15 protein-coding genes are annotated in these 13,391 nt (G+C 57.2%); 9 read left to right on the top strand and 6 right to left on the bottom strand.

The window, feature by feature from the left end:
• Nucleotides 1-355 precede the first annotated feature (355 nt).
• Nucleotides 356-979 (top strand): transglutaminase-like cysteine peptidase, encoded by a 624-nt coding sequence (locus GOW09_RS04120; protein ID WP_253283441.1) that lies wholly within the window; start codon nt 356-358, stop codon nt 977-979.
• Nucleotides 980-1,053: 74 nt separating this feature from the next.
• Here GOW09_RS04120 and GOW09_RS22280 read toward each other — a convergent pair whose 3' ends face one another.
• From GOW09_RS22280 to GOW09_RS04150, 6 genes are all read right to left on the bottom strand, one after another.
• Nucleotides 1,054-1,809 carry a hypothetical protein gene (locus tag GOW09_RS22280; protein ID WP_217360253.1) on the bottom strand — a complete coding sequence of 252 codons (756 nt, stop codon included), beginning with the start codon at nt 1,807-1,809 and terminating at the stop codon, nt 1,054-1,056.
• Nucleotides 1,810-2,107: 298 nt separating this feature from the next.
• On the bottom strand, nt 2,108-3,925 hold the full coding sequence (gene typA / locus GOW09_RS04130; RefSeq protein WP_152458021.1) for a translational GTPase TypA: 1,818 nt from the start codon (nt 3,923-3,925) through the stop codon (nt 2,108-2,110).
• Between the two features lie 76 nt (nt 3,926-4,001).
• Complete coding sequence (locus tag GOW09_RS04135; protein WP_152458020.1) at nt 4,002-4,337, bottom strand: multidrug efflux SMR transporter; 336 nt, start codon at nt 4,335-4,337, stop codon at nt 4,002-4,004.
• 379 nt (nt 4,338-4,716) lie between these two features.
• The gene (locus tag GOW09_RS04140; RefSeq protein ID WP_171115865.1) at nt 4,717-5,880 is read right to left on the bottom strand and encodes an HD domain-containing protein; all 1,164 of its coding nucleotides are present in this window, start codon (nt 5,878-5,880) and stop codon (nt 4,717-4,719) included.
• Nucleotides 5,877-6,122 (bottom strand): hypothetical protein, encoded by a 246-nt coding sequence (locus tag GOW09_RS04145; protein WP_152458018.1) that lies wholly within the window; start codon nt 6,120-6,122, stop codon nt 5,877-5,879. Before GOW09_RS04145 ends, GOW09_RS04140 begins: the two co-directional genes overlap by 4 nt.
• Nucleotides 6,122-6,775 (bottom strand): alpha/beta hydrolase, encoded by a 654-nt coding sequence (locus GOW09_RS04150; protein ID WP_152458017.1) that lies wholly within the window; start codon nt 6,773-6,775, stop codon nt 6,122-6,124. Before GOW09_RS04150 ends, GOW09_RS04145 begins: the two co-directional genes overlap by 1 nt.
• Before the next feature lie 181 nt (nt 6,776-6,956).
• Here GOW09_RS04150 and GOW09_RS04155 point away from each other — a divergent pair, with 181 nt between their 5' ends.
• From GOW09_RS04155 to GOW09_RS04190, 8 genes are read left to right on the top strand one after another with little or no spacing between them, the layout of a single operon-like run.
• The gene (locus GOW09_RS04155) at nt 6,957-7,415 is read left to right on the top strand and encodes an Rrf2 family transcriptional regulator (protein WP_171115867.1); all 459 of its coding nucleotides are present in this window, start codon (nt 6,957-6,959) and stop codon (nt 7,413-7,415) included.
• Between the two features lie 50 nt (nt 7,416-7,465).
• Complete coding sequence (locus GOW09_RS04160; protein WP_171115870.1) at nt 7,466-8,509, top strand: cysteine desulfurase family protein; 1,044 nt, start codon at nt 7,466-7,468, stop codon at nt 8,507-8,509.
• 18 nt (nt 8,510-8,527) lie between these two features.
• Complete coding sequence (sufB, locus tag GOW09_RS04165; RefSeq protein WP_171115873.1) at nt 8,528-10,048, top strand: Fe-S cluster assembly protein SufB; 1,521 nt, start codon at nt 8,528-8,530, stop codon at nt 10,046-10,048.
• Nucleotides 10,048-10,251, top strand: a complete 204-nt coding sequence (locus tag GOW09_RS04170; protein WP_171115875.1) for a hypothetical protein — start codon at nt 10,048-10,050, stop codon at nt 10,249-10,251. Before sufB ends, GOW09_RS04170 begins: the two co-directional genes overlap by 1 nt.
• 50 nt (nt 10,252-10,301) lie before the next feature.
• Nucleotides 10,302-11,057 (top strand): Fe-S cluster assembly ATPase SufC, encoded by a 756-nt coding sequence (gene sufC, locus GOW09_RS04175; RefSeq protein ID WP_152458012.1) that lies wholly within the window; start codon nt 10,302-10,304, stop codon nt 11,055-11,057.
• On the top strand, nt 11,057-12,337 hold the full coding sequence (locus GOW09_RS04180) for a SufD family Fe-S cluster assembly protein (RefSeq protein ID WP_171115877.1): 1,281 nt from the start codon (nt 11,057-11,059) through the stop codon (nt 12,335-12,337). The genes sufC and GOW09_RS04180 overlap by 1 nt, the downstream gene beginning before the upstream one ends.
• Entirely contained in the window at nt 12,337-12,822 is a 486-nt protein-coding gene (locus GOW09_RS04185) for a YIP1 family protein (protein ID WP_171115879.1), read from the top strand. Before GOW09_RS04180 ends, GOW09_RS04185 begins: the two co-directional genes overlap by 1 nt.
• Nucleotides 12,819-13,385 carry a YIP1 family protein gene (locus GOW09_RS04190; RefSeq protein WP_171115881.1) on the top strand — a complete coding sequence of 189 codons (567 nt, stop codon included), beginning with the start codon at nt 12,819-12,821 and terminating at the stop codon, nt 13,383-13,385. Before GOW09_RS04185 ends, GOW09_RS04190 begins: the two co-directional genes overlap by 4 nt.
• Nucleotides 13,386-13,391 lie beyond the last annotated feature (6 nt).

Raw genomic sequence — 13,391 nt, forward strand, 5'->3', positions numbered from 1 at the left:
AGTGTAGCGCGGTTTGCGAAGTAAACGGGCAGCCAATAGGCAATCATTGGCTTATACCACCACACGGCCAAGGGAACTCAGCCCGTCAACAGGGGGCTGGGTTTATTTTTTCATTATTTCAATCACTTGTCAGGCCACGCTGTCGCGGATTTGCGCGATCGGCGCCCGAATTGTGGCTGCGTCACCTAAATTCTTGCGCAAAATGGTCAGATTGACGGACGAATTTCCGCCCTTTTTCCCCTTCAACTTTTTTGGTGATTGCCTGGGCAGGGTTGTTCGCGGATAGTTTCACGAATCGGAATGCGACCCTGTTTGACGTGCAATCGTACGAAGAACATCGGATTGGGGTACAGGCATGAAACACTTCACAAATCTGGCCAAGCGGTTTGGTGCAAGACTTCTGCCGGTTTCAGTGCGGGCTTTCAGCATCAGTTGTTTGGCCGTTTGCACCATCGCCATGGCCCCTGTCGCACATGCGTCCGGGAACGGGTTTATCCCAAGTGTCGCGTCCTCGCCGCCTCCGTCAGGAGCCATCGACCTGTGTGCTCAGTACAAATGGGCCTGCGCAGGAAAACGATCCGTATCCATGTCCAGCCAGCAAGAACTGAAGGTTGTCGAACAGGTAAATCGGCGCGTGAACAGATCGACGCGAGAAGTCACTGATCAATCTCAGTACAAGATGACTGAGCGTTGGGCGCTTCCGACAGCCAGGGGTGGCGATTGCGAAGACTTCGCGCTGTTGAAGAAAAGGGATTTGATCCATGCCGGCGTCGATCCAAGTAAACTGTTAATCGCTACGGTTCTGGACACGCGTCGGGTGCCTCATGCGGTGCTGGTGTACCGCTCTTCAAACGGTGATTTGGTTTTGGACAACCTCACAAACCGTATCAAACCCTGGACAGCGACGCGGTATCTGTTTCTTCGTATGCAAGACCCGAACCGGCCCGGACGTTGGGTTGGTGTGTACGGCCATAGCTGAGGAAACCTGAAAGTCTTTTTGACAAACTGAATACCGGTGCAATCGTGTCTTGCACCGGTAATATTGCTTCCCAATTAGAACGTTTCGCCGCCACCTTCGTTTTCGCCGCCACCTTCGTTTTCGCCGCCACCTTCGTTTTCACCGCCGCCTTCGTTTTCGCCGCCGCCTTCGTTTTCGCCGCCGCCTTCGTTTTCGCCGCCGCCTTCGTTTTCGCCGCCGCCTTCGTTTTCGCCGCCGCCTTCGTTTTCGCCGCCGCCTTCGTTTTCGCCGCCGCCTTCGTTTTCGCCGCCGCCTTCGTTTTCACCGCCGCCTTCGTTTTCACCGCCGCCTTCGTTTTCGCCGCCGCCTTCGTTTTCGCCGCCACCTTCGTTTTCGCCGCCGCCGCCAGAGCCGCTGCCTTCGCCCCCTCGGCCAGTGCCACCGCCGCCGGTGCCGCCGTTTTCACCGCTTATGCCGCCAGATCCACCGCTTGAACCGCCGCCTCCTCCGAAATCCGGGCTGCTGTCGACTGTCTCATCGGACGGACCATCTCCGGATCGCTGATCACTTGCGCCGATCGAGGCCGTGGGAAAATCAGAAAGCAAGTCTGCAAGTGGTGTACATTCAGCTCCGACACGCGCCAGAATTTGATCGAAATCGTGCCGGCGTTGAATGTATCGGATCATACCCGATGTCACAGCGTCGCACTCACATAACACCTGTGCGGATGCTGCGGATTGTCTGGCTGTTTGAACGGTACATGTTCCGGCTGCGAAAGCTTCGCCCGCGGGCGAAAACAAAAACGTCGTAGCAACAAAATACAGCGGGATATTGCGGGACCGGATACTCATGTGGAACTCCTCGAAACTCGATACTTTACTACGTGTTCATATGAACCACCGAAGCGAGTGTGTTTATGAACGACGTCACACAACTGGCACATTTTCACCTTAAACGGGTCTCAATCACAATATGTGGATTGGGGGAGTGATGGAGAATTAATGCCACCTAAAGAAGAAATATTAATCTTTTCAATTGAAAACCGGGCGTAGTGCCCGGTTGTCCGTTTTTTATCTTTTGTCCGTTTGGACGCAAAATTGCCACACTTGGGCAATTGTTTCCGATTGCGGCAGCGGTCCGCCGGGTAATTCAGGCCGACTTGGCCATCCGCTTGCGCTCGTGCGGGTCAAGATAACGCTTGCGCAAGCGCACCGCATTCGGGGTGACTTCGACCAGTTCATCGTCGTCAATATAGGCAATTGCCTCTTCCAACGAGAACTGAATATGCGGCGTTAGACGAACCGCATCGTCCGAGCCACTGGCGCGTACGTTTGTCAGCTTCTTGCCTTTCAGCGGGTTCACTTCCAGATCATTGTCACGAGAATGCTCGCCAATCACCATGCCTTGATAGACATCCGTTTGAGGACCGACAAACATCCGGCCACGCTCCTCCAGGTTCCACAGGGCATAGGCCACGGCTTGGCCATTCTCCATCGAGATCAGAACACCCGCCCGGCGGCCCGGGATCGGGCCTTTGTGCGGCGCCCAGCCATGGAACACGCGGTTCAGAACGCCTGTGCCGCGGGTGTCAGTCAGGAATTCGCCGTGATAGCCAATCAGGCCACGGGACGGTACATGGGCAATGATGCGGGTCTTGCCTGCACCTGCCGGGCGCATCTCGACCAACTCACCTTTGCGGGCTCCGGTGATCTTTTCGATCACGGCGCCCGAGTATTCATCGTCAACGTCAATGGTGACTTCCTCGATCGGTTCCAGCCGCTGGCCGTTTTCCTCGCGGAACAGAACCTGCGGGCGCGAGATGCTGAGTTCGAACCCTTCACGGCGCATGTTCTCGATCAGAACACCCATCTGCAATTCGCCGCGGCCCGCAACCTCGAATGCCTCGCCGCCGGGTGTGTCGGTGACGCGAATCGCGACATTGGATTCGGCTTCTTTCATCAGGCGATCACGGATGACGCGCGACTGAACTTTCTTGCCGTCACGACCGGCCAACGGGGAATCATTGATACCAAAAGTTACGGTGATCGTCGGCGGGTCGATGGGCTGTGCAGGCAGGGCTTCTTCGACCTGCGGAGCAACCAGAGAATCCGCCACGGTGGCTTTGCTCATGCCGGCGATGGTGACGATGTCACCGGCTTCGGCCACATCGATAGGTTGCTGAGCCAGCCCGCGGAATGCCAATATTTTTGAGGCGCGAAAGTTTTCGATCAACGATCCGTCACGGCTCAGGGCTTTCAGGCTGTCGCCAGCTTTCAATGTGCCGCTTTCCACACGACCCGTCAGAATGCGGCCGATGAATGGATCGCTGCCCAAAGTGGTGGCCAGCATCCGGAACGGCTCGCCCTTATGCGCGATCTGTTTCGGGGCAGGAACGTGATCGACGATCAGATCAAACAGTGCGCTCAGGTCCTTGCGCGGGCCGTCCAGCTCCATATCCGCCCAGCCGGAACGGCCTGAGGCATACATGGCCGGGAAGTCCAACTGATCATCATCGGCACCGAGGTTTGCGAACAGGTCAAAGCATTCGTCCAGTGCGCGGTCAGGTTCCGCATCCGGTTTGTCGACCTTGTTCAGAACCACGATCGGGCGCAGGCCCAGCGCCAACGCCTTCGACGTCACGAATTTGGTCTGCGGCATCGGGCCTTCGGCGGCGTCAACCAGCAGGACAACGCCATCGACCATGCTGAGGATACGCTCGACCTCACCACCGAAATCGGCGTGGCCGGGGGTGTCGACGATGTTGATGCGTGTGTCTTTCCATTCGACCGAAGTTGCCTTGGCCAGAATGGTGATGCCACGCTCGCGCTCCAGATCGTTGCTGTCCATGGCGCGTTCCGCCACGGCCTGGTTTTCCCGGAACGCGCCGGATTGTTTGAGCAGCTCATCCACCAGGGTCGTCTTGCCGTGGTCCACGTGAGCGATGATTGCGATGTTGCGCAGGTCCATGAGAGGTCAGCCTTTGAACGGGAAGTTGCCGCGCGCATAGCGCGGCGCGACAAAATATACCAGCCCTAACCGTGGATCAGTGACCGGCAGTCTTGGAAAAGAGGTGAATGATCAGGATTCCGGACAAGATCAACGTCAACCCTAGGATCGCAGGCCAATCCAGCCTTTGGCCGAACACGATGAATCCGATCACGGCGATCAGAAAGATGCCCAGACCGGACCAGATCGCATAAACGATACCGACAGGCATGTATTTCAGCGTCAGCGCCATGAGGTAAAACGCGAGTCCGTACCCCACGACCACAAGGACGGACGGCCAGAACCGCGTGAATTGTTGACTGGCCTGCAAGGCCGTGGTGCCAATGGTTTCCGCAACAACAGCCAGCATCAGATACAGATACGCTTGGGGCATTTTGATCCTCGAAACAGGAAAGATACCCTCGCGTTGAGCATGAAACCGAAGGGGTGGGCAAGGCGATTTTTTGGGTCTGAGGATATGAGAATACCATCTGAGGTCAGGTATACCTGACTATTCAGAGAATCGAATTGGTGTAGTCTTCTCAACGTATTTTATGATTTGTTATTGAGTTTTGAGTTATGACGACATTTTCGAAATCCGTAATATTTGCTGCGGGTCTGATAGTGGCGATTGGGTGGCTTGCTGACGGGGGGTCCGTCGAAGTTGAAGCAGCCAACATGGTTGAACAGTTTGATGGTAGTAGTGTTTTTTAAGCGCCACGTAGAGCTTAGCAGGGAAAAAGGAGCCGTCGGGCTCCTTTTTTCTTTTCTGCCTAGTGGTGTACAGCCTCGGCGCTTTGGAAGTGTGCTGCCAGTTGCGGTTGCAGCCAATCCCACAGGCCAGGAGAACCTGCTGCAATCGCAGGCTGAACGCGCGCCTCAAGCTGGGCATATGTTACCTTGTAATCGACCCACGATCCGCCACCGGTTTCCAGATTCGCGACAGGTGTCTGAAAACGATCAACAGCTTTGGCGAACCTGGCGTCGGGGCTGTCTGCCGCCTCAAACTCGTGCCACAATGTCGTGAAGGTGTTGCATTGCGTGTCGGGCAGCAACCCGAACAAGCGCTTGGCGGCCGCTTGTTCCTTGGCTGCTTGCGCTGCGTGATCGACCTGCCCGTGGATCGGATTGTCGCCAGCGTCGATTTCAACGATATCGTGCAGCAAAAGCATTTGAAGGACCCGATCAACACTGATCCCTGTGGGCGCATTTTCAGCCAGGACCCAGGCGTAGAGCATGATGTGCCATGAGTGTTCTGCCGAGTTTTCGAAACGATCACCCGCCATCAGCCGCGAGGCACGGAGAACAGACTTCAGCTGATCAGCTTCGGTCAGAAACGCCAGCCGTGTCGTAAACGCGTTGGCCTGCGTATCTGCACCAGCCAGCAGGTTTGCGGCGTGCTCGTAGGCCAGTGGAAAAACCTGTTCCAGATAGGCGGCGCGACCGCCTTCGAGATTTGAACGCGCTATGTCCACGTGATCCGGATTGGGGTTCGGTGCACACAGAACCTGAAACAGAGGCTGACAACGATCCAGAACCTTTGCAAACCGGGCGTCGGCGGTCTGATCCTCTTCAAATTCACGCCAGACAGCGTGAAACGCATCGGCCTGATCCTTTGGCAAAAGCCCAAACAGCTCTTTGGCTGCAGCTTGCTCGGCCTTGGCAACCAAGTTCCAATCAGTCTCAAGGTGAATTGGGTGGTCGCCGACAACGATTTCAACAAGGTCATGCAGCAACAGCATGCGTATGACCCGATCAATCGAGACATCCGGCCCTGCCAACGGGGCCATGACAAGGGCCCACAAGGCCAGATGCCAGCTGTGTTCTGCCGAATTTTCGGGTCTGGACTGGTCAAGCAGGACATTTGCCCGCTCGACCATTTTCAGTTCGTCGGCCCGTTTCAGAAATGCGATTTGCGCCGACAAACGGTCGGTCATTGCTTTTCGATCGCCTTCTGCTTTGCACGATGCGCAGACAAGCGTTTGATCACGAACTGCCTGGCTTTCCTTTCAGCCAACCGAACACGAATTTCCGTCAGAAACGCCTCTTCCAGAGACTGAGACGCGGCCCCGAGCACTTCACCAACTTCGACAAAGAACCTGTCTTCGCCCGTCTCATCCATAACCTTCATCGTATCTTCGGCCAGTTTGGCGGCAAGAGATGTGATGGTGTCGGACATCAGCGGGTGTTCTCGGTCAGGCGGCGTTTCACATAGTCGCTGACATTGGTGATCAGCGTGTCCATGTGACGATCCTGAAAGAAGTGATCTGCACCTTCCACTTCGGTGTGCGTGATGGTGATTCCCTTCTGCTCGTGCAGCTTGTTCACCAGCGAGGTCGTGTCAGCCGGTGGCGCCACCCTGTCAGCGGTGCCGTTGATGATCAGGCCGGAAGACGGGCAGGGGGCAAGGAACGAAAAGTCATACATGTTTGCAGGGGGCGATACACTGATGAACCCCGTGATTTCAGGGCGGCGCATCAGCAGTTGCATACCGATCCACGCACCGAACGAGAAACCTGCGACCCAGCAGTGTTTCGAATTGTTGTTCATCGACTGCAGGTAGTCCAGCGCCGACGCCGCATCGCTCAGCTCGCCCACGCCCTGATCATACTCGCCCTGGCTGCGACCGACGCCGCGGAAGTTAAAGCGCAACACGGTGAAGCCCATGTTGTAGAAGGCATAGTGCAGATTGTAGACCACCTTGTTGTTCATGGTCCCGCCGAACTGAGGGTGCGGGTGAAGCACGATGGCGATCGGTGCGTCTTTTTCCTTTTGCGGGTGGTAGCGGCCTTCCAGGCGGCCTTCGGGTCCGGGAAAAATCACCTCGGGCATGTGTGCTTTGGTCCTGTCTTTTTCGTGCCGATGCCCGGATATACTTGACGATAATCGTCGGGCACCTTAGAACGGTTCTAATTATGTTGCTTGGCGCATACCAGCGCTGTCAGTCGGAGATACGCACTGGCAACGTCGGCGTCAATGATTTCGCGCAAATCCTGCTGAAAGGGGGCATGGAATGAAGCTGTCGACCAAAGGGCGTTACGCAATGGTCGCCCTGGCGGATATTGCGCTCCAGCCGACGGAACGACTGGTGACGCTTGGGGAAATCTCCGAAAGGCAGGACATTTCGTTACCATATCTCGAGCAGCTCTTTGTCAAACTGCGCCGGGCGGACATGGTGTCTTCCGTGCGGGGGCCCGGCGGCGGGTATCGACTGGCACGCCCGGCATCCGAAATTCGTGTCGTCGAAATTCTGGCGGCCGTGGACGAAACCGTTGATGCGCTGCAAAAAGGGGCAGGAGCGTCCGGGGCCTCGTCCGGCAGCCGCGCTCAATCATTGACCAATCGGCTTTGGGAAAGTCTCAGTGCGCATGTCTATGTGTTCCTGCATCAAACCCGTTTGTCAGATGTGATCAAGAACGACCTCGCCCCGTGCCCGGCCGTTCCGAGCCTGTTTTCCGTTGTAGATGAATGATCTGAACGGGCGGGATATGAAATGAAGCCTGTCGGCGAAAAGATGTATCCATGAAACGTGTTTATCTGGATCACAATGCAACAACGCCGCTGCGCCCCGAAGCGAGGGACGCGATGATTGCGGCGATGGATGTCTGCGGCAATCCCTCGTCGGTTCATGCGGAAGGTCGGGCCGCCAAAGCTCTGATCGAGCGCGCCCGGGCCCAGGTTGCATCGGCCTTTGGGGCGGATGGAGCGGATATCGTCTTTACATCTGGGTCAACCGAAGGTTCGGCGCTGGCCTTGTCGGGGCGCCAATTGCACGGCGCGGCGATTGAACATGACGCGGTAAGAGCTTGGATCAAAGAGGATCTTACGGTTTCCGAGGCCGGAGACGTGCAGGTAATCGCGCCCGAAATGTCGACATTGCAATTGGCAAACTCAGAGACGGGGATTGTTCAAACACTGCCGTCCGGCCTAGCCGTGACAGACGCCACACAGGCTTTTGGCAAGCTGCCCGTCGCGTTCAACTGGATGAATGCACAGATGGCCCTGGTCTCGGCGCATAAACTGGGCGGTCCAAAGGGTGTCGGGGCCGTTGTGATGCAGCGCGGAACCGATCTGGCAGCACAGATCAAGGGGGGCGGCCAGGAAATGGGCCGCAGGTCAGGAACCGAAAATGTCATTGGTATCGTGGGGTTCGGGGCCGCAGCTGAAGCTGCGATGCGGGATCTGGCCAATGGCGTTTGGGAGCAGATCGAAGAATTTAGAAATATTCTAGAAAACGCTCTTGAGGCCGCTGTAAAATCACCTATTTTTGTCGGGAAAGGGCGGCAACGCCTGCCGAACACCCTGTGTTTTGCTGCGCCCGGGTGGAAGGGCGAAACCCAGGTCATGCAAATGGACCTGTCGGGATTTGCGGTCAGTGCGGGCTCTGCCTGTTCCAGCGGCAAGGTTCGTTCCAGCGCGGTGCTTACCGCCATGGGATTTGACGAGGAAACGGCCAGCAGCGCAATCCGCGTATCGCTGGGACCTCGGACAACGGAAGAAGATGTGCTGCGTTTCGCCGAAACGTGGCTTGAGAAAGAGAAAAAGCATCGCGCGCGCGCCGCGTGATCTGACGGAGGGTAAGTTATGGCCGCTTTGGACCAGACCCAGGTGAAAGAGGGTGTCGATCAGGAAACCGTGGATGCGGTGCGCGAGGTCGGAACCTATAAATACGGCTGGGACACGGACATTGAAATGGATTACGCGCCGAAAGGTGTGAACCCGGACATCGTTCGTCTGATCTCGGAAAAGAATGAAGAACCGGAATGGATGACCGAGTGGCGTCTGGCCGCGTTTGAACGCTGGACCAAGATGGAAGAACCGAAATGGGCCATGGTCACATATCCGAAGATCGATTTTCAGGATCAGTATTACTATGCGCGTCCGAAATCGATGGAAGAGAAACCCAAATCGTTGGACGATGTCGACCCCAAGCTGCTGGCCACTTACGAAAAGCTTGGTATCCCTCTGAAAGAACAGATGATTCTGGCCGGCGTCGAAGGTGCTGAGGATGCGCCGGCCGAGGGGCGCAAGGTTGCTGTGGACGCGGTGTTTGACTCGGTGTCCGTCGGCACGACCTTTCAGGCCGAACTGAAAAAGGCCGGTGTGATTTTCTGTTCGATTTCCGAAGCGATCAAGGAACATCCTGAGCTGGTCAAAAAGTATCTGGGCACTGTGGTTCCGGTGTCGGACAACTTTTATGCAACTTTGAACTCGGCCGTGTTTTCGGATGGGTCCTTCGTCTACATTCCGCCCGGTGTCCGCTGCCCGATGGAGCTGAGCACCTATTTCCGCATCAACGCCGAAAACACTGGCCAGTTCGAGCGCACGCTGATCATCGCCGACAAAGGCTCGTACGTGTCCTATCTGGAAGGCTGCACCGCGCCCCAGCGCGACACCGCGCAGCTGCACGCGGCCGTGGTCGAGATCATTGTCGAAGAAGACGCCGAAGTGAAATACTCGACCGTTCAGAACTGGTTCCCCGGGGATGAGAACGGCAAGGGCGGGATCTACAACTTCGTGACCAAGCGCGCCGATTGCCGGGGCGACCGGTCCAAGGTGATGTGGACGCAGGTCGAAACCGGCTCGGCCGTGACGTGGAAATACCCGTCCTGCATCCTGCGCGGCAACGAAAGTCAGGGTGAGTTCTATTCGATCGCGATTGCCAACAACTATCAGCAGGCCGATACCGGCACCAAGATGGTTCATCTGGGCAAGAACACAAAGTCGCGCATCGTGTCCAAGGGCATCAGTGCGGGCAAGGCGCAGAACACCTATCGCGGTCTGGTCTCGATGCACCCGAAGGCCAAGGACAGCCGCAACTATACCCAGTGCGACAGCTTGCTGATCGGCGACAAATGCGGCGCGCATACAGTTCCGTATATCGAGGTCAAGAACAACTCCTCCCGCGTTGAGCATGAGGCGACGACATCCAAGGTGGATGACGATCAGCTGTTCTATTGCCGTCAGCGCGGCATGGATGAAGAAGAGGCCGTGGCTTTGGTGGTCAACGGGTTCTGCAAGGACGTTCTGCAAGCACTGCCGATGGAGTTCGCCATGGAAGCGCAGCAACTGGTGGCAATCTCGCTGGAAGGGTCGGTTGGCTGATGACGCGGGCGTCACGAAGCGGCATCCGGAAAGAAGACGTGCTGACCTGGCTGGGTTACGCGTTTCCGGTTCTTGGCGGTCTGGTGGGTATGGCTTACGTCAACATCAACCACATGGAATTCATCAACCCGGTTTGGGCGGTTGGCGGAGGGGCGATCCTGGGCTGGATCGTCGCGCGTCTGATCCGCAAGTTGCTGGGATAAAAAGGTTTCGGGGCCACGGTGCCCCCCTGCGATACGCAAAAGGATAAAAAATGCTGGAAATCAAGAATCTGCACGTGAAGCTTGAAGAAGAAGACAAGCAGATCCTAAAGGGTGTGGACCTGACGGTTGAAGCCGGCAAGGTACACGCGATCATGGGGCCGAACGGGTCAGGCAAGTCAACACTCAGCTACGTGCTGTCGGGCCGCGACGGGTACGAAGTGACCGAGGGTTCCGCCACGCTGGATGGCGAGGATCTGCTGGAGATGGAACCGGAAGAGCGCGCCGCTGCCGGCGTGTTTCTGGCCTTCCAATACCCGGTCGAAATTCCGGGCGTGGGCAACATGACCTTTCTGCGCACCGCCGTGAATGCACAGCGCAAGGCGCGGGGTGAGGACGAGCTGTCCGCCGCGGATTTCCTCAAGGAAGTGCGTGCCAAGGCCAAGACGCTGAAGATCGACGCGGATATGCTCAAGCGTCCGGTCAATGTAGGCTTCTCGGGCGGTGAAAAAAAGCGCAATGAAATCCTGCAAATGGCCATGCTGGAACCCAAGATGTGCATCATGGACGAAACCGACTCGGGTCTGGATGTGGATGCGATGAAATTGGTCGCCGAAGGTGTGAATGCGCTGCGCGATGAAGGTCGCGGGTTCCTGGTCATCACCCATTACCAGCGCCTGCTGGATCACATCAAACCCGACGTCGTGCACATCATGGCCGATGGCCGCATTGTCAAAACCGGAGGCCCAGATCTGGCGCTTGAGGTTGAAAACAACGGTTATGCCGACATTCTTGCCGAGGTGAACTGATGGCCTTGCCCGAAGTCAAACAAACCGCGACCGAGGCCCGGCTGTCTGCCTTGACCATGCCCGACGCGGGATGCACCCGCGCCGCGCGCGAAGACGCGCTGGCCCGTGTTCTGGAAACTGGTCTGCCCGGACGGCGTGACGAATATTGGAAATACACTCAACCGGACACTCTGGTCTCGCCAGACGCGCCTCCGGCTGCGGTGTTTGCCGATGACGAGCCGTTGATGTTCAGCGGACTCGACCGGCTGAACATCGTCTTCGTGGACGGTGAATTCAGCGCCGAAGAGTCGGACGACCTGACGCTGGAAGGCGTGACCATCGACCGGCTCGAGGATATCTGCTGCAAGGACATTCATTGGGCGAAAGACCTGTATGGCGTGCTAGAGACGCGCGGTCAGTCTCCGGTCCAGCGTCCGCTGGCGGCGCTGAACACGGCTTTTGCGTCGGATGGTGTGGCCATTCATGTCACCGGCAAACCGTCCAAACCGATCAACCTGATCTATCGCCATGCGTCGCCGACCTCGGATGCGATCCTGCACCACGTCATTCGCGTGGAAAGCGGGGCCGAGGCCACCATACTGGAAACCGGCCCGGCTGCGTCACGCTTCAACAAATGCATGGAGATCGACATCGCCGACAAGGGCACGCTGCACCATGTGCGCGCGCAGGGCAGGGACCATGAACGCCGGGCCGCGACCCATATGTTCACCCGTCTGGGTACGGAGTCTGTCTATAAATCCTTCACTTTGACAGTGAATGGCGTGCTGACCCGCAATGAGCAGGTCGTTGAGCTGACAGGCGATGACGCGGTCGCCCATGTGGCCGGGGCCTGTGTTGGCGATGGAGACTTCCATCATGATGACACGGTTTTCATCACCCATGACGCGGTAAACTGCGAAAGCCGTCAGGTGTTCAAGAAAGTGCTGCGCAACGGGGCGACGGGCGTGTTTCAGGGCAAGATCCTCGTGAAGGAAGGCGCCCAGAAGACCGACGGTTACCAGATCAGCCAATCGCTGCTTCTGGATGATGACAGCCAATTCCTCGCCAAGCCCGAGCTTGAGATCTATGCCGATGACGTGGCGTGTTCGCACGGCTCGACCTCGGGTGCGATCGACGAAACCGCGCTGTTTTATCTGCGGTCCCGTGGCGTGCCGGTCAAGGACGCAACCAACATGCTGACTTTGGCCTTTCTTGCCGAAGCGGTGGATGAGATCGACGACAGCGCCTTGGCGGAAGAGATCGTAAGCCGTCTGGAAGGGTGGCTGGCGCGTCGTAGCTGATGGCCGTCTCGTCTGACATATTGGCTACATACCGGGGGCCGGGGCGCGTGGTGCGCCGGCTTCTTGAAATGGGTCAGCGGGAAGACAGGGCGCTGGTGTTTGTCATGGCGTTTTGCTTGGTGGCTTTTGTCGCGCAAATGCCCAGCCTTGCCCGCAAAGCGCATCTTGAAGGCGTCGAGCTGAACATGCTTTTGGGCGGCGCTTTGCTGGGGTCGGTGTTCATACTGCCGTTGTTTTTCTACACGCTGGCGCTGATTTCGTATTGGGCGGCGCGGATGACGGGCGGGCAGGGCACTGCTTATGGCGCACGACTGGCCCTGTTCTGGGCGTTGTTGGCATCCGCCCCCCTGGTCTTGTTCAATGGTCTGGTTGCCGGGTTCATCGGGCCCGGGCCCGCTTTGACAATTGTGGGTGTCGTCTGGGTTGCTGTTTTTGTCTGGTTCTGGTTATCCGGTCTGAGACAAGTACAAAGGTCCGCTGCATGACTATCAATTCCCTCGGCGCTCTGGCGGTTCTGACGATCAGAAGCCCCGACCAAGCCGCCCGCCAGCTGTTGTCCCTGAAACCGGGGCGGGAAGGGTTGTGGCTGGCCTTTGCGCTGGCAGTGGTTTTGAACTGTCTCGTGCAGTTGGGAATCGATTTGTCGGTGCCCGAGCCGCAAGGTCAAATCGCACCGCCTCCCGAAAGCATCCCCGTTGTTTTGCTGCGATCCGCCGGAGCAATGCTGCTGAGCATCCTCGCGTTCTTCGTCGTTGGAAAAGCGATAGGCGGCAAAGCAAGCTTTGAAGATCTGATGGTCCTGACGGTGTGGTTGCAGTTCCTGCAAATCGTCGCCCTGGTCATGACCCTTATTCTAAGCCTGACGATGCCGTTTCTGATGATGATGATGCTGTTCGCGACGGCGATCCTGAGCCTTTACATCACGCTTCATTTCCTGAACGAAGCGCATCAATTCGGATCCCTTTGGAAGTCTATCGCCGTAATTCTGTTGTCAGCCCTGATTGCGGTTCCCTTCGTCCTGTATTTAACACCGGCCGCGCCTGTCTAGGAAAAC

It is taken from the genome of Ruegeria sp. HKCCA5463, from assembly GCF_013034175.1.
Classification (GTDB): Bacteria; Pseudomonadota; Alphaproteobacteria; order Rhodobacterales; family Rhodobacteraceae; genus Ruegeria.

What these genes read in the sequence shown, in the direction of transcription:
- GOW09_RS04170 (WP_171115875.1), top strand. Translation starts at nt 10,048, where the DNA reads ATGACGCGGGCGTCACGAAGCGGCATCCGGAAAGAAGACGTGCTGACC.
- sufC (WP_152458012.1), top strand. Translation starts at nt 10,302, where the DNA reads ATGCTGGAAATCAAGAATCTGCACGTGAAGCTTGAAGAAGAAGACAAG.
- sufB (WP_171115873.1), top strand. Translation starts at nt 8,528, where the DNA reads ATGGCCGCTTTGGACCAGACCCAGGTGAAAGAGGGTGTCGATCAGGAA.
- GOW09_RS04190 (WP_171115881.1), top strand. Translation starts at nt 12,819, where the DNA reads ATGACTATCAATTCCCTCGGCGCTCTGGCGGTTCTGACGATCAGAAGC.
- typA (WP_152458021.1), bottom strand. Translation starts at nt 3,925, where the DNA reads ATGGACCTGCGCAACATCGCAATCATCGCTCACGTGGACCACGGCAAG.
- GOW09_RS04150 (WP_152458017.1), bottom strand. Translation starts at nt 6,775, where the DNA reads ATGCCCGAGGTGATTTTTCCCGGACCCGAAGGCCGCCTGGAAGGCCGC.
- GOW09_RS04180 (WP_171115877.1), top strand. Translation starts at nt 11,057, where the DNA reads ATGGCCTTGCCCGAAGTCAAACAAACCGCGACCGAGGCCCGGCTGTCT.
- GOW09_RS22280 (WP_217360253.1), bottom strand. Translation starts at nt 1,809, where the DNA reads ATGAGTATCCGGTCCCGCAATATCCCGCTGTATTTTGTTGCTACGACG.
- GOW09_RS04135 (WP_152458020.1), bottom strand. Translation starts at nt 4,337, where the DNA reads ATGCCCCAAGCGTATCTGTATCTGATGCTGGCTGTTGTTGCGGAAACC.
- GOW09_RS04185 (WP_171115879.1), top strand. Translation starts at nt 12,337, where the DNA reads ATGGCCGTCTCGTCTGACATATTGGCTACATACCGGGGGCCGGGGCGC.
- GOW09_RS04145 (WP_152458018.1), bottom strand. Translation starts at nt 6,122, where the DNA reads ATGTCCGACACCATCACATCTCTTGCCGCCAAACTGGCCGAAGATACG.
- GOW09_RS04120 (WP_253283441.1), top strand. Translation starts at nt 356, where the DNA reads ATGAAACACTTCACAAATCTGGCCAAGCGGTTTGGTGCAAGACTTCTG.
- GOW09_RS04155 (WP_171115867.1), top strand. Translation starts at nt 6,957, where the DNA reads ATGAAGCTGTCGACCAAAGGGCGTTACGCAATGGTCGCCCTGGCGGAT.
- GOW09_RS04160 (WP_171115870.1), top strand. Translation starts at nt 7,466, where the DNA reads ATGAAACGTGTTTATCTGGATCACAATGCAACAACGCCGCTGCGCCCC.
- GOW09_RS04140 (WP_171115865.1), bottom strand. Translation starts at nt 5,880, where the DNA reads ATGACCGACCGTTTGTCGGCGCAAATCGCATTTCTGAAACGGGCCGAC.